The following is a 19,410-nucleotide window of genomic DNA, read 5'->3' on the forward strand; positions in this document are numbered from 1 at the left end:
TTTCTCACTCCTCTCCACTCTCCACTCGCCCTCATGACCCGACACACCATCGACGATTTGCTGGCCATCATGGCGCGCCTGCGCGATCCCGAGCGAGGTTGCCCGTGGGACGTGCAGCAGGATTTCGCATCCATCGCCGCCTACACGATCGAGGAAGCCTATGAAGTGGCCGACGCGATCGACCGCCGCGACTGGTCCGATCTGCGCGACGAGCTGGGCGACCTGCTGCTGCAGGTGGTGTTCCATGCCCAGATGGCACGGGAGCAGGGGCTGTTCGATTTCGCCGACGTCGCCCATGCCATCAGCGCGAAGATGCGGCGTCGCCATCCGCATGTGTTCGGCGACGTGCGTTACGCGGATCTCGGCGAGCAGATGCGCGCGTGGGAAGATATCAAGACGGCCGAACGCGCAGGCAAGGGAGAGTCTGCCGATGACAGTGCGCTGGCGGGCATTTCCGCGGGACTGCCGGAATGGAAGCGTGCGCTGAAACTTCAGCAGCGTGCGGCCGATACCGGTTTCGAGTGGACCGACCCGCAACCGGTGCTGGCCAAGCTGGCCGAGGAAGTGGACGAGGTGCGTGCCGAGTTCGCCAACGGCGCCGATCCGGCGCGACTGGAGGACGAGATCGGCGACGTGCTGTTCGTGATGGTGAATCTGGCGCGCCATGCCGGCGTCGATTTCTCGCAGGCGCTGCGGCACGCCAATGCCAAGTTCGAACGGCGTTTCCGCTACATGGAACAGCTGGCCGCCGCCGATGGCGGTGCGTTCGGCGACCGTACGCTCGCCGAGCAGCAGCAGCTATGGCAGCGCGCCAAGACGTCCGAGCGCAAACCCTGAGCTTGCAACCCTTTGGCTGCCGGCGGCATCTCAAGCCTGTCGACAACCCAAGGAGACTCACCATGCGCCGTCTTTTCACCGCAGCCCTGCTGCTTGCGCCGATCGCCGCCTTCGCCGCCACCCCGTGCAAGTACGAGGCGCCGCGCAACCTCCAGCTCGATCTGGCCGGCGTGCGAGCCGTGCAGATCGAGGTGCACAACCAGGATCTGCACCTGACCGGCAGCGACAGCGCCCGGGGCCTCACCCTCACGGGCCGCGCCTGCGCCTCGGACAAGGCGGCGCTGGAACGCCTGCAGGTCACCCAGCGCCGCCAGGGCGATCAGTTGCTGCTGGACATCGGCGGCGACAACCATTTCTCGATCAGCCTGTTCGGCAACTCCTACGCGAACCTCGAAGTCACCGTGCAGCTGCCGGCGAATCTGCCGGTGAACGTGAGCGTGGGCTCCGGCGATGCCGACGTCAGCGGCCTGCAGCAATTGCAGAGCAACGTCGGCTCGGGCGATCTGCACGTGCGCCAGGTGTCCGGGAAGTTCAGCACCAGCGTGGGCTCCGGCGATGTCAACGCCACCGATGTCGGCAGCCTGGAGCTGGGCTCGGTCGGTTCCGGCGACTTCAAGGCCGATGGCATCAAGGGCGATGCCAGGGTCGGCAGCATCGGCTCGGGCGATGTGGGGTTGCGCCAGGTCGGCGGTGGCGTGCATGCCGAGACACTGGGCTCGGGCGATCTCACCGTGAGCAACGTGGGGGGCGATTTCAGCCTGGGCGCCAAGGGCAGCGGCGACGTCAATCATTCCGGCGTGAAAGGCAAGGTCAGCATGCCGCACGACAACGACGACGATTGACGGCTGTTTCTCCGCGGTGGGGTAGGAGCCCGCTAGCGGGCGATGCTTTTGCTTCAATTCTTCCTGACCGCCATCAGAGCAACGGCATCGCCCGCGCGCGGGCTCCTACAGCTACAGGTGGAACCCGTGGCAGGCCAGATACATCAGGGGTGCGCACACCAGCAGACCGGGATCGATGCCAGGTGCAGCCGCCGCAGGCCGTGCGGCGGCACGGCCCACGAGCCAATCGCCAGGCCGAAACCACCAATCCTCACCGCGGCCCAAGGTCCCTCTTACCGAAGAGGGGGGGTAGGAGCCCGCGTGCGGGCGATGCTTTTGCTCTAATTCTTCCTAACCAGCCATCAGAGCAACGGCATCGCCCGCGCGCGGGCTCCTACAGCTACAGGTGGAGCCAGTGGCAGGCCAGATACACCAGGGGTGCGCACACCAGCAGGAACGGGATCGATACCAGGTGCAGCAGCCGCAGGCCATGCGGCTGTTTGGCCAGACGTAGCGCGATCAGGTTGGCCAGCGAGCCGATCGCCAGGCCGAAACCGCCCACGTTCACCGCGACCGCCAGAGCGATGGCATCCGGCGTGCGATCGAGCAGCAGCACCGTCGCCGGCACATTGCTGATCAGTTGCGAGGCGACGATGCCGCTGGCGTACAAGGTCAACGGCTGGTTGAAGTCGAGCCGATCCAGCGCATGCCGCACCAGCGGCAGTTCGGCGCCATGGCCCAGTCCCAGGAAGATCGCCGCGAACGTCAGCAGCAGCAGCCAGTCGATCCGTGCCAGGCTCGGACGCGCCAGCAGCGCGAACAGCGCCAGCAGCGATACCGCGCCCAGCGGTGCCTGGTGGTATTCCATCAGCACCACCATGCCGCCAAGCGCGGCCACCGACCACGCGCCGAGCCGGATCGAGGTCGGCTGGCCATCGATCCTGTCCGGGCTCAACGCGACCCGGTCGCGCGGCAGCCACAGTAAAGTGAATGCCGCCAACAGCGCGAACATCACCGCTGCCGCCGGCAGCATCGCCAGTACGAAATGCAGGAACGGCAACTGCGAGTGCTGCCACAGCAGCAGGTTCTGCGGATTGCCGATCGGGCTCGAGGTGGAGCCTGCATTCACCGCCAGCGCCTCCAGCACCACCATGCGCAGCACCGGCAGGTTCGAGATGCGGCCGATCGCCAGCGTCAACGGCACGATCAGGAACAGGCTCACGTCGTTGGTGAGCACCATCGACAGCAATGCCGTCGCCGCCACCAGCACCAACCCGAGACCGCGCAGCGAATGCGTCCGCGCCACCACGGCCGCCGCCGCGTGCTGCACCAGCCCGCTGTCGCGGATGCCCTGGATCGCGATCAGCAGGCCCATCAGGCCGGCCAGCGTCGGCAATTGCAGCCATTGCCGGTAGTTCGCCAGCGGCTGCGGATCGAGCAAGGCCAGCGTGAGCGTCAATACGGTGAACAGCAGCAACAGCCATTCGGTGCACAGCTTGGCGCGCCAGTCGGTGCGCGTGCGCGAGGGCCCGTTCACCACGGGCGATGTGCTGGTGTTGTGGGAGCGGCTTCAGCCGCGACAGCCGCTGGCACCTCTGCAACCTCATCGCGGCCGAAGCCGCTCCCACACGAGCCGCTCACGCTCACCACTCGCTCAACCCTTCGACTTCGTAAAGCTTCTGCCAGCTCGGGCGTGCGCGCACCAGGTCGGCCAGCTGCCTCAGCGCGGGCCATTCGGTCGCCGGACGCGGCATGTTGCGCGACCAGCGCATCAGCATGGTCAGCAGCAAGTCGGCGCCGGAGAATTCCTGCCCGAGCAGGTACGGCCCATGCGCCGCGAGTTGCGCATTCAGCAGAACCCACACGCCTTCGATCTTGTGCTGCAGGGCGGCCCGCACTTCCGGTGTGTGCTCGGCCGCGCCCAGCTCGTGCGGATAGAACCAGAAGCGGTACGTCGCCATCAGCGTATTGCTGAGATAGACGATCCATTGCTGCCACGCCTCGCGCTCGGGCGTGCCCGGCGCGGGCGCCAGCTTCGCCTCCGGATGGCGCTCGGCCAGCATCATCAACAGTGCCGCCGATTCCGACAGCGGCCGTCCGTCGATCACCAGGGTCGGCACCACGCCACGCGGATTGAGTTTCAGATAGGCGGGGTCGCGCTGCGCCCTGGCGTCGAAATCGACCAGCCGCAATTCATGCGGCGCGCCGATCTCCAGCAGTGCCAGATGCACCACCATGCTGGCGGTACCGGGGGAGTAGTAAAGCGTGTACATGCGATGTCCTCAGCGTGTTCGGCACGCGCGATCTTGGCGGCGTCTCACCCTTCGCGCAACAGACGCATCGGCGAGGTTCGCGTCACCTTCCGCGTCCCGGCCAGCCCCAGCAGCATCACCACGAAGGCGGCAGCGAGCGCAGCGAGCGCGAGCGGCCACAAGGGCGGCACGAAGCCGTTGATGTGGAAGACGGCGTGGCCCAGCCACAGTCCGGCACCGGCGGCACCGAATGCGGCGGTGAGGCCTGCGACCAGGCCGAGCAGGGCGAATTCGCAGGCGGCGGCGACGCGCAATTGGTTGCGGCGTGCGCCGAGTGTGCGCAGCAGCGCGGCCTCGTGTCGGCGTTCGGCCGCGCTGGCGGCGAGCGCGGCGGCCAGCACCAGCGCGCCGGCGAGCAGGCTGAAGCCGAGGATCCAGCGCACGGCGTTGCCGACCCGGTCGACGATCTCGCGCACGCGGTCGAGCAGCGAATCGACGTCGACCAGACTGAGATTGGAGTAATCACGCGACAACTGCGCCAGCTGGGTGGCATGGCCGCGAGCCAGGTGGAAGCTGGCCAGCCAGGTGTGCGGCAGACCGCCGGCGTGAGCCGGATCGAGCAGCAGGAAGAAATTGACCCGGAACGAACTCCAGTCGACCTTGCGCACGCTGCTCACCTTCGCGTCGATGCTGCCTTCGCCGACGTTGAAACTCAGCGTATCGCCCACTTTCAGCGCAAACATGTCGCGCCACATGGTATCGATCGAAACTTCGGCCTGGGCCGGATGCGCGCCTGGCCACTGGCCGGCGATCACCTGATTCGACGGCGGCAAGGCATCGGCCCAGGACAGTCGCAGCTGCCGGTCCGCCCAGTCCTTCGCGCGTTCGTCGCCGAAATGCAGCCGGTCGATCGGCTGGCCGTTGATCGCGGTGAGCTTGCCCACCGCCAGCGGCAGCATGTTGAGCTGGTCGCCGCCGATGCTGGCCAGGCTGCGCTCGAAGCCGGCGCGCTGATCGTCCTGCAGATTCAGTGCAAACCAGTTGGGCGTATCCGCCGGCAGTTCCTGTCGCCAGCCTTGCAGCAGGGCCGGCGCGACGATCGCCAGCAACAGCAGTGCGCACAGGCCGAGACTGAGCGCGGTGGCCTGGATCAGGCTCAGCGTGCGCCGCCGCGCCAGCGCGGCGAGGCCGAGCCGCAGCGCCGGATGGGCGCCGGGGGCGATGCGCCGGGCCAGCCACAGCAGCAAGGCGGCCAGCAACGCCGCGACCGCCGCCACGCCGAGCAGGCTGGCGGCCAGGATGCCGGCCAGCTGGAGCGAGCTGCTCTGGCTCCAGATCAGGCCCAGCGCGACCAGGACAGGAATCAGGTACAGCAAGTCGAAGCGCCGCGCACGCCGCGTCACGCTCTGGCGGAAGACCGCCACCGGCGACACCTCGGCCAGCCGTGCCAGCGGCGGCAATGCAAAGCCGATCAGCACGGCGATGCCCATCGCCGCCGCGGCGAACGAGGGCGCCAGCGGCAGCACGGTCGGCAGGCTGCCGAACAGCTGGCTGGCGAACAGCCACGCCAGCTGTGCCAGCGCCAGCGCCAGCAGCAGGCCCAGCGTCGCCGCCGGCAGCGCGAGCGCGCCGAGCGTGCCCAGCAACAGGCCCAGCACACGCCGGCGCGACGTGCCCAGCGCGCGCAGCAGCGCCACTTCCGCCACCTTGCGTCGCGCATAGCGCTGCGCGGACAGCGCGATGGCGATGCCGGCCAGCAGCGCCGACAGCAACGCGGTCAGGCGCAGGAACGCGCCGGCGCGGTCGAATGACGTGCGCATGCGTTCCTGGGTCTGCTCCGGCGTGATCAGCTCGGCGCCTTGCGGCAACGTCGTCGACTGTGCCCAATCGCGCCAGCCCTGCACGGCCGCGGGTTCGCCCGCCAGCAGCAGGCGGTGGCGGGCGCGGCTGCCGGTACCGAGCAGGCCGGCCTTTTCGGCGTCGACCAGATTCATCAGCGCGCGCGGCGCCAGCGCGAACAACTCGCCGCCGTCGGGCTGGCGCAGCAGTTCGGCGGCGATGACCAGATCGCGCCCGCCCAGTTGCAGTGTCTGGCCCACTTTCAGATTCAGCGCCACCAGTGCGCGGTGATCGAGATAGACCTCGCCTGCGGCCGGCGCGTGGCCGTCGTAGGAGTACCCATGCGCGTCGCCCAGCTCCAGTGTGCCGCGCAATGGATAGTGCGGGTCGGTCGCCTGCACGTCGAGCAGTTGGGTCTGCTGATGGGCGAATGCCACGCTGGGGAAGCTGGCTGTTTGCGCGATCCGCAGGCCGCGCTGCCCGGCCTCGGCGATGAAGGTTTCCGGAACGGCCTGCGGCGACGACACGCCGATGTCGCCACCGATCAGCTCGGCGGCGCTGGCCAGCATGCCGCGCTCGATCCGGGTCGACAGCGTGGCGACCACGCCCAGCGCGACCACCGCCAGCACCAGCGATGCGGCCAGCGTACGCAACTCCGGCAGGTGCCATTCGCGGCGCAGGGTGCGCAGGGCGAGCAGCAGCATCTTCATGCGTGTTCGCTCGCGCGAGGCGTGACGACGCGGCCCTCTTCCAGCTCGATCCGGCTATCGCAGCGCGCCGCCAGCGTGGCGTCGTGGGTTACCAGTACCAGCGTGGTGCGGTGATCGCGGTTCAGCGCAAACAGCAGGTCGCAGACATGGTGGCCGGTGCGCTGATCGAGGTTGCCGGTGGGCTCGTCGGCAAACAGCACGCGGGGACCGTGCACGAACGCGCGGGCGATCGCCACGCGCTGTTGCTCGCCGCCGGAAAGCTGGGCCGGATAATGCCGGCGTCGCGAGGTCAGCTCGACGGCGTCGAGTGCTTCGCGCGCGCGTTGCCGCGCCGCGCTGCTGCCTTCGAGTTCCAGCGGCAGCATCACGTTTTCCTCGGCGGTGAGTGCGGGCAGCAGATGGAACGACTGGAACACGAAACCGACCAGCCGGCGGCGCAGGTCGGCGCGCGCCTCTTCGTCCAGCTGTTCCAGCGCATGACCGTGCAGCGCGATGCGGCCGGTATCCGGCGTATCCAGGCCTGCCAGCAAGCCGAGCAAGGTGGTCTTGCCGGAGCCGGAGGCGCCGACGATGGCGAAGCTCTTGCCCGCCGGAATCCGCAGGCTGACCTGGCTGAGGATTTCCAGTCTCCCCTCGGGACCGCTGACCGACTTGCTAACATCGCAGGCCTCAAGAAGAGGACGGGAAGAATCACTCATGCGTCGATGCCTATGGTTGTTGGTCTTTCTGTGCGGCATCGGCAGCGCTCAGGCGGCGGCGCCGAAAACCGTGCTGGTGCTGGGTGACTCGCTGTCCGCCGCGCACAACATATCGGTGGAGTCCGGCTGGGTGCATCTGCTGGATGTGCGTCTTGGCAAGATGGTGCCGAAGTGGAGCGCGATCAATGCCAGCATCAGCGGCGAAACCTCGCTGAGCGGACGCAACCGCCTGCCGGCGCTGCTGGCGAAGTACCACCCGGCGATTCTGGTGCTGGAACTGGGCGCCAACGACGGTTTGCGCGGCCTGCCGCTGCCGGCCCTGCGCGACAATCTCGCCGCCATGATCGAGCGGGCGCAGCAGGCGAAGGTGCGGGTGCTGCTGGTCGGCATCGAGCTGCCGGTGAACTACGGCCCGCAGTACCGCGACGGCCTGCGCGCGATCTATGCGGACCTGGCCCGGACCCGGCGCACCGCGCTGGTGCCGTTCCTGCTGGAGGGCATCGCACTCGATCCCGCATTGATGCAGGAGGATGGGCTGCATCCGATGGCCAGCGCCGAGCCGCGGGTGCTGGATATCGTGTGGAAACAGCTGCAGCCGCTGTTGCGATGACCCTAAAATTCAAGGGGTTCTGAATCGTCCGTTCCGGATTTTCACGCTAGCCTCACGCTCAAGAAGGTTATCTCTTCACATATGTGAAGACCCCTGTGAGGACGACGATATGACCGTACATGACGAACAAGCGGGACTGATTCTTCTGGTCGAAGACAATCGCCAGATCGCCGAGATGGTGGGCGAGTTCCTCGAACGGCGTGGCTATTCGGTCGACTATGCGGCCGATGGTGTCAGCGGCCTGCATCTGGCGGTGTCCAACAGCTACGACGTGATCGTGCTGGACTTGATGCTGCCGGGGCTGGACGGTCTGGAAGTCTGCCGCAAGCTGCGCCGCGAAGCGAAGAAATCCACCCCGGTGCTGATGCTGACCGCACGCGACACGCTGGAAGACAAGCTGGTGGGCCTGGAAGCGGGTGCCGACGACTATCTTGTGAAGCCGTTCGAGGTGCGCGAGCTCGAGGCACGCCTGCGCGCATTGATCCGCCGAGATCGCCGTCAGGTGTCCACCGAGGTGCTCACCGTGGGCGACATGACCCTGGATACCGCCACGCTGCGCCTGACGCGCGACGGCCAGGAACTGACCGTATCGCCGATCGGGCTGAAGCTGCTGGCGATCCTGATGCGCGAATCGCCGCGGGTGGTCAGCCGGCGCGATATCGAGCGCGAAATCTGGGGCGATACGCTGCCCGATTCGGATACTTTGCGCTCGCATCTGTACAACCTGCGCCGTGTCATAGACAAACCCTTCGCACATCCCCTGCTACACACCATCCATTCGGCTGGTTATCGCCTCGCGGACCTGGAATCGGAAGTGGCGTCGACGACCCAGACGGCCTGACATTGCATTGACAGGGCGAAAACATGTAATGGATAGCAGGGTCACAGCAGTCACATTCCGTGTGGGTGCGTTCCGGCGGCGTATAGCGTGGGTGTTCGGCCTGCAGTTCCTGATCGTGGCGATCGTTTGCATCCTGGGCATCTATAACATCGTGCCTAGCGCCGTGGTGATCGCGGCGATCGTGATCACCACGGCGATCGCATGGTTCGCCACCCGGCGCGAGTGGCGGCCTGTGCGTGCGCTGGCCCGGCTGGTCAACCGCTGGGATGGCCTGCAGCTCGATCCGGACGCGCTCCATCTGGAGCAGATGTCCACCCACACCGATGCGGACGTGGCATCGCTGGCGCGCGGACTGCACGGGTTCGCCACGCGCATCGCCAACTACAACCAGCGCGAGCGCAATTTCACTCGCGACGCCAGCCACGAACTGCGCAGCCCGCTCACCGTGATCAAGATGTCGGTCGACATGCTGGCCGAAGAAGAGGGCTTGAGCGATTTCGGCGCCCGTTCCGTGCGCCGGATCAAGCGCGCCGCGCGCGAGATGGAGGTGCTGGTCGAGGCGCTGCTGATTCTCGCCCGCGAAACCGACACTGCGACGGATCACGAACGCTTCATCGTCAATGACGTGCTGCTGCGGGAGCTGGAATCTGCCCGCGAGCTGCTGACCGGCAGGCCGATCGTGCTGGTGCTGGAAGAGTCGGCGCGGTTCGCGCTGGAGGGCTCGGCACAGGCTTTTTCGGTGCTGTGCTGGCAGCTGATCCGCAATGCCTGCCAACAGACCGAGCAGGGCAGCGTGGTGATCAGCGTGATGTACGGGGTGGTGAGCGTGAGCAATCACGCGGATGCGCTCGTCCCCGGCGACAGCTCCCGCCCGGTGCGCGTGCACGGCGTCGACCGGCACGGCTTCGAACTGGCGATCGCCCAGCGGATCAGCGACCGTTTCGGCTGGCCGCTGGAGTTGCAGACGCGCATGGGGGAGGAAAACGTCGCCCGCATCCGCTTTCCGCTTCCGTTGCCGGCGAACGCGCCAGCCGGGACTCCATAGGATGGTAGGAGCGCACCTTGTGCGCGATGCTCTTCTCAACGTGCTCAACGTATATCGATAGAGCATCGCGCACAGGGTGCGCTCCTACGCATCTCAGCCGGCCAGGGCCGGATCCACAGTGAACGCACAGCCGGTTTTGGCCTTCACGTCGGCGACGCTGACGCCGTCGTTGAGTTCGATCAGCACCAGTCCCTCGCCCTTGTTGACCTTGAACACGCACAAGTCGGTGATGATCAGGTCGACCACCTGCTTGCCGGTCAGCGGCAGTTCGCATTCGGTCCGGATCTTCGGCGTGCCGTCCTTCGCGTTGTGCTCCATCAGCACCACCACGCGCTTGACGCCGCTGACCAGATCCATCGCGCCGCCGGGTCCCTTGACCATCTTGCCCGGCACCATCCAGTTCGCCAGATCGCCATGCGCGGAGACTTCCAGGCCGCCCAGGATCGACAGGTCGATGTGGCCGCCGCGTATCATCGCGAACGACTCGGCGCTGGAAAAGAAACTCGAGCCGGGCAAGGTGGTGATGGTCTGCTTGCCGGCGTTGATCAGGTCGGGGTCGATCTGCGCCTCGGTCGGGAACGGGCCGATGCCGAGCAGGCCGTTCTCCGATTGCAAAGTGACATTGACGCCGTCGGGAATGTAGTTCGCCACCATTGTCGGAATGCCGATGCCGAGGTTCACGTAGAAACCGTCCTGCAGTTCCTGCGCGGCACGTTTGGCCATCGCCACACGGATCGGACTCTCCTTGCCGCCGACCACGCCGGCGATGGTGCGGAACTCGATCCGCTTCTCGTATTTCGCGCCCTGCACTATGCGGTCGACGTAGATGCCCGGCACATGCACGCCATCGGGATCGATCGAGCCGACAGGTACCAGCTCCTCCACCTCGGCCACGCAGATCTTGCCGCAGGTGGCGATCATCGGATTGAAGTTGCGCGCAGTCTCGTGGAACACCAGGTTGCCATGCGCGTCGCCCTTCCAGGCCTTCACGATCGACAGGTCGGCATGGATCGCTTCTTCCAGCACATATTCCTTGTCGCCGAAGCGCTTGGTTTCCTTGCCCTCGGCCAGCTTGGTACCGAACGCGGTGCGCGTGTAGAAGCCGGGGATGCCGGCGCCGCCGGCACGCAACTTCTCGGCCAGCGTGCCCTGCGGGGTCAGGTGCAGCTCCAGTTCGCCGGCCAGCACCTGTCGCTCGAATTCCTTGTTCTCACCCACATAGGACGCGAATACGCGTTTCACCTGATGCGTCTTCAGCAACGGGCCCATGCCGAAATCGTCCACGCCGGCGTTGTTGCCGACGATGGTCAGGCCCTTGGTGCCGGCCTCCAGCAGCGCCCCGATCAGGTTCTCGGGAATGCCGCACAGGCCGAAGCCGCCTGCGGCGATCGTCATGCCATCGACCAGCAGTCCATCAAGAGCTTTCGCCGCGCTCGGGTAAACCTTGTTCATCGCTGTGCCTTCCTGCAGGGAGAGTCAGCTGCCAAGGATACGATGGATTGGACTCGGCCGGCCTTGTACCGAGGTCGCAGGCTATAAGCGCCGCGTAGCCGCGCACGAGATCTGCATGAAGGTCACCCGGATGCGTGTGCCGCCAAAGCTTGCGCCAGCCAAGGTGATCAACCAGGAGATTCCCACGATGGGTGGCAACGGCGGCGCCATCGCGCTGGGTGCGGACGACCAGACCTCGATTCCGTTCAACACCGACGGCAGGCTGGACCGTCGCCGACGGCCTACCGCACAACCTTGATGACGAATCTTGTTGTAGGAGCGGCTTCAGCCGCGATGCTTTTCGGGCCGTATTGACTGATGCGAGTGGCATCGCTGCAAGAGCATAGCGGCTGAAGCCACTCCTACAGAAAGGCGCGGAGTCAACGCACCGCTGATGCCAGACTCCGGGTGCAAGTAGGAGCGCACCCTGTGCGCGATGCTCTTTGTTCCAATCGATGCAAGAGCATCGCGCACAAGGTGCGCTCCTACAGGCACATAGCGTCGGTCATTCGTCGCGATCGGGCCGCTCGCGTACCGGGTGCTTGCTCAATTTGCGCTGCAAGGTGCGGCGGTGCATGCCGAGCCGGCGCGCGGTTTCGGAGATGTTGCCGTCGCATTCGGTCAGTACGCGCTGGATGTGTTCCCATTCCAGCCGGCGCAGCGCCAGCGGCTGTTCCGGGGCGTCCGGAAGGTCGCTGTCTTCGTTGTCGTTGTCGCCATCGAGCAAGGCGCGCACCACGGCATCGGCGTCGACGGGTTTGGCCAGGTAATCATGGGCGCCGCGCTTGATCGCTTCCACAGCGGTGGCGATCGACGCATAACCGGTCAGCAGCAGCACGCGAAGATCCGGCACCAGCGTATGCAATTCGGGAATCAGGCGCAGGCCGTTGTCCTCGCCCAGCTTCAGGTCGAGCACGCAATAGCGCGGCTGATGCCGGCGGGTCAGCGCGCGGGCTTCGTCGAAGCTGGTGGCCGTGATGACTTCGAAGCCCCGCGAACCCAGCGCACGCGCCAGCACCCGCAGGAAGGTGGCATCGTCGTCGACCAGCAGCAATGGACGTGCCGTGGCGGCGTGGGGCAACTCGGTCATATCGAGGTTTCCTGAAAGGGAGCAAGGCTCATTCTTGCCGGAAGCGCAGCTGCATGCACGTCCGTCGGCGATTCATTTTTCGGCGATCACGGCCAAAGGCAGGCGCAGACACACTTCCGCGCCGTAGTCGGTGTTGCGCGCGATCATTTCGCCGTTGAGGCGTTCGGCGGTGGCTTCGGCCAGGGCCAGGCCGATGCCGAGCCCGCTCTGTTTTTGCGAGTGACCGAGCGCGGTCGGTTCGCCGCTGACGCCGAAGCCGGGGCCGTTGTCGCGCACGCTCAGCTGCAGCCAGTCTCCGTCGCGCGATACCTGCAACGCCACCATGCGCGAATGGCGGCTGGCCGAGGCATCGACGGCGTTGTTGAGCAGGTTGAGCAGCGCATGGCGCAGGCCAGGCGGCGTGCGCAGCATGGTTTGCGCGGTGGCGTCTTCCAGCTCCAAGGTCAGCTCGGCCTCGGGCCGCAGCAACTGGAAGCGCTCCAGGCAGCCATGAATGAACCCGGCCACGCTGAGCCGCTCCGGTTCCTGCGACAGCTGCGCCTTGCCGAACGCGACCATCTCGCGCAGGATCGTGCGACAGCGGTCCACCTGGCCCTCCAGCAGTTCCAGGTCTTCGGCAAGCGACGTGTCGCCGACATGCTCGCGGCGCAGCTCCGGCAGCAGGGTGCGCATCGTCGACAGCGGCGTGTTGAGCTCGTGCGCGGCGCCCGCGGCCTGGGTGGCGATCGCCAGGATGCCCTCGTCGCGCAGCGCGCGCTCGCGCACGCGCTGCACTTCCAGTTGCTGCATGCGCAACGCATGCGCCAGCCGGTTGATGAAGAAACCCAGCAACAGCGCGGTGATCACGAAATTCACGCCCATGCCGGCCACGTGCAGCGAGAAGCCGCTGTGCAGCGAGCCGTGCATCGGCATCGGCAGCGGCACATGCCGGTACAGCAGGATCACATAGGCGACGCCGGCCAGCGCGGCCACTGCCAGAATGGCGCGCACCGACAGCGCGGCGGCACTCAGTGCGATCGGCACCAGCAGCAAGGTGATGAACGGGTTGCTGGCGCCGCCGGTGAAATACAGCAGATAGCCGAGCACCAGCGTATCGGCGGCGATGTGGCCGATGGTTTCCCATTCGCGCACCGGCCATGGCTGGGTCAGGCGCCAGGCGGCGAACACCGAAAACACCGCGAGCAGGCCGATGCCGAGCAGCAGCGGGAGCAACGGAATTTCCAGTTGCATCCACCACGCGCAGACCAGCACGGCCACGCTTTGCCCGGCGATCGCACACAGCCGCAGCCAGGACAGTGTGCGCGCCAGTGCGAACGGGCCGATGCGTTGGACGGGCCGCTGCGGCATGTCGTCGATCATCCGGACTTGCTGAAGTTCGCGAAACCCGCCGTGCCGGGCACGACGGGTTCAAGGTCAGGGCGTGTTGAATTCCTCGCTGCGCACGGCCGGCAGCGGGGTAGGGTGGCTGGCTGCATCGGAATGGCTGGCCGACAGCTTGTTCATCAGCGGCAGCATCGCGAGCGCGATCAGCACGCAGGCGATGCCCACGAAACCGAGCTTGTTGAACAGGCTCACGTAGATCGTCAGCGACTGCACCGGATCGGTGATGTTGTCGGGGATGTGCGCATAGTTGGCCACGATGCTGCCGAGGTATTGCGACAGGCCCACGGCCACGTAGTACGCACCCATCATGAAGCCGCCCATGCGCGAAGGCACGTAGCGCGCGATCATGGCCAGGCCGAGTCCGCTGACCAGCAACTCGCCCAGCGAATACCAGCCGTAGCCCCAGACCATCGTCCACGACGACACCTGGCCGGCCACCGCCGCGCTTGCGCCCACGCCATACATGAAGAAACCTACGGCCACCGCGGCAAAACCCAGGGCGAACTTCAGCGCGATCGAAGGATCCTTGCCGAGCCGGCCCAGCGTGTTGTAGGCGAATACCAGCACCGGGCTCAGGACCACGATCCAGATCGCGTTGAGGTTCTGGTACTGCTCGGGGATCCAGTTGAACAGGTGCGCCCCGAAGACGTTGAACGACAGGTCAACGTTGTGCTGCGCGAACAGGTTCAGCGACGTCGCCATCTGCGAGTAGAAGATGAAGAAGAAGATCGTCTGCACCGTCAGCACCAGCGCCGCGATCAGGCCGGCGCGCTCGCTCGGCCGGCTGCTGCGGATCAGGTGGGCGAACACGCCCAGAATGATCAGGCCGGCGGCGTAGACGCAGACTTTCGCCACGGCCTCGCTATGCAGAATGAATGCCACGACGAAAATCAGCAGGAAGGCCGCGCCGAAGACCGGCAGCGCGCGGCGCATGTTCATCGGCAGGTCGTCCGCCGGCGAACCGATGTGCCGCAGCGCGCGGCGCATGAACAGGTAATTGACCAGTCCCAGCAGCAGGCCGATCGCACAGACGCCGAACGCGGTATGCCAGCCCACCGAATCGCCGTAGCGTTTGCCCACGACGTCGCGAATCCACGGTGTGGCCGTCATCGAGATCATCGAGCCGATGTTCACCGCCATGTAGTAGATGGTGAATGCGCTGTCGATCTTGGTGTCGTCGCCCTCGTAGATCTTACGCACCAGGTTGCCCGCGTTGGGCTTGAAGAAGCCGTTGCCGACCACGATCACGCCCAGCGCGAAATAGGTGAGGTTGGCCGGATTCAGCAGCGCCATCAGGCCGCTGCCGCCGTCGGTCAGGCCCAGCGTCTCCGGCGGGATCCACAGGATGCCGTAACCGATCGCCAGTACCGTCGCGCCGATCAGCATGGTGCGCCGCGTGCCCAGCAGCTTGTCGCCGACCCAGCCGCCGATGGCCGGGGTCGCGTAGATCAGTGCCGCCGCCGCGCCCCAGACCAGGTTGGCCCGGGTGTCGACGAAGCCAAGCTTCTTCATCAGGAACGTGACCATCAGTACCTGCATGCCGTAGAAGCCGAAGCGCTCCCACATCTCGATCATGAAGACGGCAGTGAAGGAGCGCGTCTGCGAGACGGGCGGATTTTGGATGGCCATACTCTTTTCCGTACGTGATTCAAAATCGTGACGGCGCCAGGGCGTCGTCTATGACATGCGATCCTGAACGAATCACAGCCGATCAAGCGTAACCTATTCGCCATCGTGGTGTAGCTGCACTGCGACATGGCAAAGACCTGCGCCTGCCGCTCGCGGACAGTGCCTGTGGCATCATGACCGCCTGCATCTGCCTGCCTGAAGGGAAGTCGTCGCCCATGTCGATCGTTGCGCCGCCGTCTGTTGCCGCCGTCATGGCCCCTGCCGGGTCGCCGCTGCCGGCGGCTGCCTGAACGGGTACGTCGTTATGGCAGCCGAGGGTTTTCGGGGTCCGAAACAGCTCTGGAACGCGTTCCAGTGGTCGATGAAGGGTTTCAGGGCCGCCTGGCGCCACGAGGCGTCGTTCCGGCTGGAAGCCTGCCTGGTGATCGTGCTGGTGCCGCTCGGCCTGTGGCTGGGCGACGGCGGGCTGGAAAAATTCGCGCTGATCCTGGCGCCGTTGCTGGTTCTGTCGGCCGAGTTGCTCAATTCCGCGGTCGAAGCGGTGGTCGACAAAGTCAGTCCGGAATTCCACGAGCTGGCCGGACGCGCCAAGGACATGGGCTCGGCGGCGGTATTCGTGCTGTTGATATTGGTGGTATTGAGCTGGGCGCTGATTCTCGGGCCGCGCCTGCTCGGCTGAGCATGACGCTCCTAAGAAGCCCCGAACAAGCTTCCGCTGGTCGCCAGAATGCCCGTTTGCCTGTGGGAGCGACTTTAGGGATGGTCTGAATAAGTCCACTGCGGTCTGGAGAAGGGCGCCCCTTGTGGGAGCGACTTCATCCTTGTGGGAGCGGCTTCAGTCGCGATCGCGTAGCAGCGCGCTGCGCCGCCTGACTGAGCATCGAGCCGCTGCAACGCCGGGATGCTGCAGGCCGCTGCCGCGGCCATCGCGACTGAAGTCGCTCCCACGATGCGGACCACGGCCGGGTTGTACCTTTCTCCGGAACGCACGGACGTCGTTCCTTGGGGTGGTCTGAACAAGTCCGAATCTTCCAGTGCTTGTCGCCGCAAATCATCGAGATAAAAGGCTTCTGATTTTCGCGTCTGGACGAATTCAGAGCATCCCCGACCGCCATGATTGCACTGGATGGCATGGGATGATGGAATGATCTTCCACCGGAGCGGAGCGACCCCATGAAACTTCTGCGCAATCTCGTGCTGCTGTTGCTCGCCGTCAGCCTGACCGGCTGCGGTTACAACGCGATGCAGCGACAGGATGAAGCGGTCAAGGCCGCCTGGTCCGAAGTGCTCAACCAGTACCAGCGTCGCGCCGATCTGGTGCCGAACCTGGTCAATACGGTCAAGGGCTATGCGCAGCACGAGGAGAAAGTCTTCGTCGAGGTGACCGAGGCCCGCGCCAAGGTCGGCAGCCTGCAGGTCAACGCCGATTCGCTCGACGATCCGCAGAAGCTGCAGCAGTTCCAGGCCGCGCAGGGTCAGCTGGGCAGCGCGTTGTCGCGCCTGATGGTGGTCAGCGAAAACTATCCGCAGCTCAAGGCCGACGGCTTGTTCCAGAATCTGCAGGCCCAACTGGAAGGCACCGAAAACCGGGTCACCGTGGCGCGCAACCGCTATGTGCAGGCGGTGCAGCAGTACAACCAGATGATCCGCACCTTCCCGAACAACCTCACCGCCAAGATGTTCGGCTACAAGGTCAAGCCGAATTTCAGCGTGGACAACGAAAAGGCGATCTCCACCGCGCCGACCGTCGACTTCGGCACCGGCACGCCGGCACCCGCCGCCTCGGCACATTGACGATGCTTCGGCGCTTGCCGCGCCTGTGGCTGATGCTGGCGATGGCCTTGCTGTCGCCGGCCCTGCTGCATGCGGCCGATGCGGCGGTGCCGAAGCTTGCCCGTCACGTCACCGACCTCACCGGCACGTTGACGGCGCAGCAGGTCGATCAGCTGGATGCCCAGCTGGTCGCGCTGGAGAAGGCCAAGGGGGCGCAGCTGACGGTGTTGATGGTCGACAGCACGGCGGGGCAGGACATCGAGGGCTATTCGCTGGCCGTGGCCGAGGCGAACAAGGTCGGCCGCAAGGGCATCGATGACGGTGTGCTGCTGCTGGTCGCGAAGAACGACCGCCGCGTGCGCATCGAAGTGGGCTATGGCCTGGAAGGCGCGATTCCCGACGCGGCCACGGCGCGCATCATCCGCGAATACATCGCGCCGAAGTTCCGCAGCAACGACTATTTCGGCGGCATCAGCGACGCAGTCGGTGCGCTGACCCTGCTGATCGACGGCGAGGCGTTGCCGCCGCCGGTGCAGGGTTCGTCCGACAACGAGCGCTCCGGCCCCGGTCTGCAGAACGGCCTGATGATCGGCGTGTTCCTGGCGCTGTTTCTTCGCGGCGTGTTGGGCAGGGCCGCAACCTGGATTCGGGCGCCGCTGGGTGCGCTGCTGGTCGGCGGGCTGTTGTGGCTGCTGATTTCCATGGGCGCCGGCATCATCGGCGCGCTGGTCGGCGGCGTGCTGATGTTGCTGCCCGGTGGCGCCGGACGTTCGATCGGTGGCGGCGGCTGGGGCGGATTCGGTGGATTCGGCGGTGGCGGCTGGGGTGGTGGCGGCGGTGGTGGCGGCCTCGGCGGCGGTTTCAGCGGCGGTGGCGGCAGCTTCGGCGGCGGCGGTGCTTCGGGGAGCTGGTGATGGCACGCATGCGGCGAATGCTGATCAATCTGTTCGGCGGCTGGTTTCAACTGCATCGCCGTTTCCCGGCGGCGCTGCTGGACGAGATGGCTGCGGCCATCGAGGCCGGCGAGCGCGGCCACCTCGGCGAAGTCCGCTTCGCGATCGAATCGCGGCTGGCGCCGCTGGCCGTGCTGGACGGCCTCGATGCGCCGGCCCGCGCGCGTCAGGTGTTCGCCCAGTTGCGGGTGTGGGATACCGAATGCAACAACGGCGTGTTGCTCTACGTGTTGATGGCCGAGCATCGCATCGAGATCGTCGCCGATCGCGGCATCGCGGCGAAAGTGTCAGCCAGCGAATGGAACGACATCTGCGCCCGCATGCAGGAGCGCTTCGCCCATGGGCACTGGCGTGACGGCAGCCTCGCAGGCATCGGCGCCGCGAATGCGTTGCTGGCCCGGCATTTCCCCGGCAACGGCCGGGCCAACCCGGACGAGTTGCCGGATCGGCCCGTACTGCTCTGATTCGTCCTTGCGGGGGCGAGCTCTTAAATAGGGCCGTGTCCGCCGGCGATTTCAGCCTCCCATCCGGGCGCGATCGGAAGAGGTGCTGACGCCGGGCATTCCCGGCCCGCTACACTTGGACTTTGCCAGCCAGCCCTGTCCCCATGACCCAGCCTTTCGTCGTCGATATCAACCCGGTCGCGTTTCACCTCGGCCCGATCCAGGTGCACTGGTACGGGCTGATGTACCTGCTCGGATTCTTCTTTGTCGCCGTGCTGGGCGAGTACCGGCGCCGGCGCGGGCGCCTGCCGGTCAGCCGCGACGCGCTGGGCGACCTGCTGTTCTACGGCATGCTGGGCGTGATCGTGGGCGGACGCGTGTGGTACATGCTGTTCTATGCCGACATCGACTGGATCTGGACCGCGCCGCAGACGCTGTTCAAGGTGTGGGACGGCGGCATGAGTTTCCACGGTGGCCTGCTCGGCGTGCTGGCGGCCGGCTGGTGGTGGTCGCGCAGGCAGCGGCTGCATTTTTTCGACACGGTCGACTTCGTGGCGCCGCTGGTGCCGATCGGTCTCGGTCTCGGCCGGCTCGGCAATTTCATCAACGGCGAACTGTGGGGCAAGCCCAGCGACCTGCCGTGGGCGATGATCTTTCCGCATGCGCCGGACCGGTTGCCGCGGCACCCCTCGCAGTTGTACGAGATGCTGCTGGAAGGTCTGGTGATGTTCGTGGTGCTGTGGCTGGTGTCGCTGAAGCCGCGGCCGCGCTACCTGGTTTCCGGCCTGTTCGCGCTGCTGTACGGCTGCTTCCGCTTCGCGGTGGAATTCGTGCGCGTGCCCGACGTGCAGCTCGGTTACCTGTTCGGCACGCAGTGGGTGACGATGGGGCAGATGCAGTCGCTGCCGCTGATCGCGGTCGGACTGGTGCTGATCGCGCTGTCGCGGCGGGCGCCGACACTGCCGCTGGCGCCCGTCGCCGCGAAGGCCTGAAAT

General features: G+C 66.1%; 19 protein-coding genes. 11 read left to right on the top strand and 8 right to left on the bottom strand.

The genetic code is table 11. The annotated features are described in order from the left end of the window. Positions 1 to 33: 33 nt before the first annotated feature. Together mazG and ACFPPB_RS00400 are read left to right on the top strand one after the other, a co-directional pair. Positions 34 to 837, top strand: a complete 804-nt coding sequence (mazG, locus tag ACFPPB_RS00395) for a nucleoside triphosphate pyrophosphohydrolase (RefSeq protein ID WP_377323280.1) — start codon at positions 34 to 36, stop codon at positions 835 to 837. A gap of 62 nt (positions 838 to 899) precedes the next feature. Continuing rightward, entirely contained in the window at positions 900 to 1,679 is a 780-nt protein-coding gene (locus tag ACFPPB_RS00400; protein ID WP_377323282.1) for a DUF4097 family beta strand repeat-containing protein, read from the top strand. Between the two features lie 379 nt (positions 1,680 to 2,058). On the opposite strand, the gene ACFPPB_RS00405 is transcribed toward ACFPPB_RS00400, so the two are convergent. The 4 genes from ACFPPB_RS00405 to ACFPPB_RS00420 form a co-directional block, all read right to left on the bottom strand. After that, on the bottom strand, positions 2,059 to 3,198 hold the full coding sequence (locus ACFPPB_RS00405; RefSeq protein ID WP_377323284.1) for an SLC13 family permease: 1,140 nt from the start codon (positions 3,196 to 3,198) through the stop codon (positions 2,059 to 2,061). 103 nt (positions 3,199 to 3,301) lie between these two features. Next, positions 3,302 to 3,931 (bottom strand): glutathione S-transferase family protein, encoded by a 630-nt coding sequence (locus ACFPPB_RS00410; RefSeq protein ID WP_377323286.1) that lies wholly within the window; start codon positions 3,929 to 3,931, stop codon positions 3,302 to 3,304. A 44-nt stretch (positions 3,932 to 3,975) separates the two neighbouring features. After that, positions 3,976 to 6,459: an ABC transporter permease gene (locus tag ACFPPB_RS00415; RefSeq protein ID WP_377323288.1), complete on the bottom strand. Its 2,484-nt coding sequence runs from the start codon at positions 6,457 to 6,459 to the stop codon at positions 3,976 to 3,978. Then, a complete protein-coding gene (locus tag ACFPPB_RS00420; RefSeq protein ID WP_377323290.1) occupies positions 6,456 to 7,157 on the bottom strand; it encodes an ABC transporter ATP-binding protein in 702 nt (233 codons plus the stop codon). The genes ACFPPB_RS00415 and ACFPPB_RS00420 overlap by 4 nt, the downstream gene beginning before the upstream one ends. On the opposite strand from ACFPPB_RS00420, the gene ACFPPB_RS00425 reads away from it, so the two are divergent. The 3 genes from ACFPPB_RS00425 (at position 7,156) to ACFPPB_RS00435 (ending at position 9,653) form a co-directional block, all read left to right on the top strand. Then, a complete protein-coding gene (locus ACFPPB_RS00425; protein ID WP_377323292.1) occupies positions 7,156 to 7,767 on the top strand; it encodes an arylesterase in 612 nt (203 codons plus the stop codon). The genes ACFPPB_RS00420 and ACFPPB_RS00425 overlap by 2 nt on opposite strands. 109 nt (positions 7,768 to 7,876) lie before the next feature. Further along, positions 7,877 to 8,608: a response regulator transcription factor gene (locus ACFPPB_RS00430; protein WP_072761749.1), complete on the top strand. Its 732-nt coding sequence runs from the start codon at positions 7,877 to 7,879 to the stop codon at positions 8,606 to 8,608. Positions 8,609 to 8,636: 28 nt separating this feature from the next. Then, a complete protein-coding gene (locus ACFPPB_RS00435) occupies positions 8,637 to 9,653 on the top strand; it encodes a sensor histidine kinase (protein ID WP_377323294.1) in 1,017 nt (338 codons plus the stop codon). A gap of 93 nt (positions 9,654 to 9,746) precedes the next feature. On the opposite strand, the gene ACFPPB_RS00440 is transcribed toward ACFPPB_RS00435, so the two are convergent. Further along, positions 9,747 to 11,105, bottom strand: coding sequence for a 3-oxoacid CoA-transferase (locus ACFPPB_RS00440; protein WP_377323296.1), 1,359 nt, complete (start codon positions 11,103 to 11,105; stop codon positions 9,747 to 9,749). A 115-nt stretch (positions 11,106 to 11,220) separates the two neighbouring features. Here ACFPPB_RS00440 and ACFPPB_RS00445 point away from each other — a divergent pair, with 115 nt between their 5' ends. After that, a complete protein-coding gene (locus ACFPPB_RS00445) occupies positions 11,221 to 11,403 on the top strand; it encodes a hypothetical protein (protein WP_377323298.1) in 183 nt (60 codons plus the stop codon). Between the two features lie 246 nt (positions 11,404 to 11,649). On the opposite strand, the gene ACFPPB_RS00450 is transcribed toward ACFPPB_RS00445, so the two are convergent. The 3 genes from ACFPPB_RS00450 to ACFPPB_RS00460 form a co-directional block, all read right to left on the bottom strand. Next, positions 11,650 to 12,234, bottom strand: coding sequence for a response regulator transcription factor (locus tag ACFPPB_RS00450; protein WP_377323300.1), 585 nt, complete (start codon positions 12,232 to 12,234; stop codon positions 11,650 to 11,652). A gap of 72 nt (positions 12,235 to 12,306) precedes the next feature. Further along, positions 12,307 to 13,581 carry an ATP-binding protein gene (locus tag ACFPPB_RS00455; protein WP_377323819.1) on the bottom strand — a complete coding sequence of 425 codons (1,275 nt, stop codon included), beginning with the start codon at positions 13,579 to 13,581 and terminating at the stop codon, positions 12,307 to 12,309. A 66-nt stretch (positions 13,582 to 13,647) separates the two neighbouring features. Beyond that, on the bottom strand, positions 13,648 to 15,246 hold the full coding sequence (locus tag ACFPPB_RS00460) for a peptide MFS transporter (RefSeq protein WP_377323302.1): 1,599 nt from the start codon (positions 15,244 to 15,246) through the stop codon (positions 13,648 to 13,650). Positions 15,247 to 15,550: 304 nt separating this feature from the next. On the opposite strand from ACFPPB_RS00460, the gene ACFPPB_RS00465 reads away from it, so the two are divergent. The 5 genes from ACFPPB_RS00465 to lgt all read left to right on the top strand — a co-directional run bounded on the left by ACFPPB_RS00465 (position 15,551) and on the right by lgt (position 19,407). Then, positions 15,551 to 15,925: a diacylglycerol kinase gene (locus tag ACFPPB_RS00465; protein WP_377323304.1), complete on the top strand. Its 375-nt coding sequence runs from the start codon at positions 15,551 to 15,553 to the stop codon at positions 15,923 to 15,925. Between the two features lie 494 nt (positions 15,926 to 16,419). Continuing rightward, on the top strand, positions 16,420 to 17,040 hold the full coding sequence (locus tag ACFPPB_RS00470; RefSeq protein ID WP_377323306.1) for a LemA family protein: 621 nt from the start codon (positions 16,420 to 16,422) through the stop codon (positions 17,038 to 17,040). A 2-nt stretch (positions 17,041 to 17,042) separates the two neighbouring features. Continuing rightward, positions 17,043 to 17,933: a TPM domain-containing protein gene (locus ACFPPB_RS00475; protein ID WP_377323308.1), complete on the top strand. Its 891-nt coding sequence runs from the start codon at positions 17,043 to 17,045 to the stop codon at positions 17,931 to 17,933. After that, entirely contained in the window at positions 17,933 to 18,436 is a 504-nt protein-coding gene (locus ACFPPB_RS00480; RefSeq protein ID WP_377323310.1) for a TPM domain-containing protein, read from the top strand. Before ACFPPB_RS00475 ends, ACFPPB_RS00480 begins: the two co-directional genes overlap by 1 nt. Positions 18,437 to 18,579: 143 nt before the next feature. Beyond that, entirely contained in the window at positions 18,580 to 19,407 is an 828-nt protein-coding gene (gene lgt / locus ACFPPB_RS00485; RefSeq protein WP_377323312.1) for a prolipoprotein diacylglyceryl transferase, read from the top strand. The last annotated feature ends 3 nt before the right edge of the window (positions 19,408 to 19,410 follow it).

Source organism: Rhodanobacter terrae, from assembly GCF_042657005.1.
GTDB lineage: Bacteria > Pseudomonadota > Gammaproteobacteria > Xanthomonadales > Rhodanobacteraceae > Rhodanobacter > Rhodanobacter terrae.

Coding starts and splice junctions, on each gene's coding strand:
- ACFPPB_RS00445 (WP_377323298.1), top strand. CDS start 11,221: ATGAAGGTCACCCGGATGCGTGTGCCGCCAAAGCTTGCGCCAGCCAAG.
- ACFPPB_RS00475 (WP_377323308.1), top strand. CDS start 17,043: ATGCTTCGGCGCTTGCCGCGCCTGTGGCTGATGCTGGCGATGGCCTTG.
- ACFPPB_RS00450 (WP_377323300.1), bottom strand. CDS start 12,234: ATGACCGAGTTGCCCCACGCCGCCACGGCACGTCCATTGCTGCTGGTC.
- mazG (WP_377323280.1), top strand. CDS start 34: ATGACCCGACACACCATCGACGATTTGCTGGCCATCATGGCGCGCCTG.
- ACFPPB_RS00460 (WP_377323302.1), bottom strand. CDS start 15,246: ATGGCCATCCAAAATCCGCCCGTCTCGCAGACGCGCTCCTTCACTGCC.
- ACFPPB_RS00435 (WP_377323294.1), top strand. CDS start 8,637: ATGGATAGCAGGGTCACAGCAGTCACATTCCGTGTGGGTGCGTTCCGG.
- ACFPPB_RS00425 (WP_377323292.1), top strand. CDS start 7,156: ATGCGTCGATGCCTATGGTTGTTGGTCTTTCTGTGCGGCATCGGCAGC.
- ACFPPB_RS00480 (WP_377323310.1), top strand. CDS start 17,933: ATGGCACGCATGCGGCGAATGCTGATCAATCTGTTCGGCGGCTGGTTT.
- ACFPPB_RS00440 (WP_377323296.1), bottom strand. CDS start 11,105: ATGAACAAGGTTTACCCGAGCGCGGCGAAAGCTCTTGATGGACTGCTG.
- ACFPPB_RS00415 (WP_377323288.1), bottom strand. CDS start 6,459: ATGAAGATGCTGCTGCTCGCCCTGCGCACCCTGCGCCGCGAATGGCAC.
- ACFPPB_RS00455 (WP_377323819.1), bottom strand. CDS start 13,581: ATGCCGCAGCGGCCCGTCCAACGCATCGGCCCGTTCGCACTGGCGCGC.
- ACFPPB_RS00465 (WP_377323304.1), top strand. CDS start 15,551: ATGGCAGCCGAGGGTTTTCGGGGTCCGAAACAGCTCTGGAACGCGTTC.
- ACFPPB_RS00470 (WP_377323306.1), top strand. CDS start 16,420: ATGAAACTTCTGCGCAATCTCGTGCTGCTGTTGCTCGCCGTCAGCCTG.
- ACFPPB_RS00420 (WP_377323290.1), bottom strand. CDS start 7,157: ATGAGTGATTCTTCCCGTCCTCTTCTTGAGGCCTGCGATGTTAGCAAG.
- lgt (WP_377323312.1), top strand. CDS start 18,580: ATGACCCAGCCTTTCGTCGTCGATATCAACCCGGTCGCGTTTCACCTC.
- ACFPPB_RS00400 (WP_377323282.1), top strand. CDS start 900: ATGCGCCGTCTTTTCACCGCAGCCCTGCTGCTTGCGCCGATCGCCGCC.
- ACFPPB_RS00430 (WP_072761749.1), top strand. CDS start 7,877: ATGACCGTACATGACGAACAAGCGGGACTGATTCTTCTGGTCGAAGAC.
- ACFPPB_RS00410 (WP_377323286.1), bottom strand. CDS start 3,931: ATGTACACGCTTTACTACTCCCCCGGTACCGCCAGCATGGTGGTGCAT.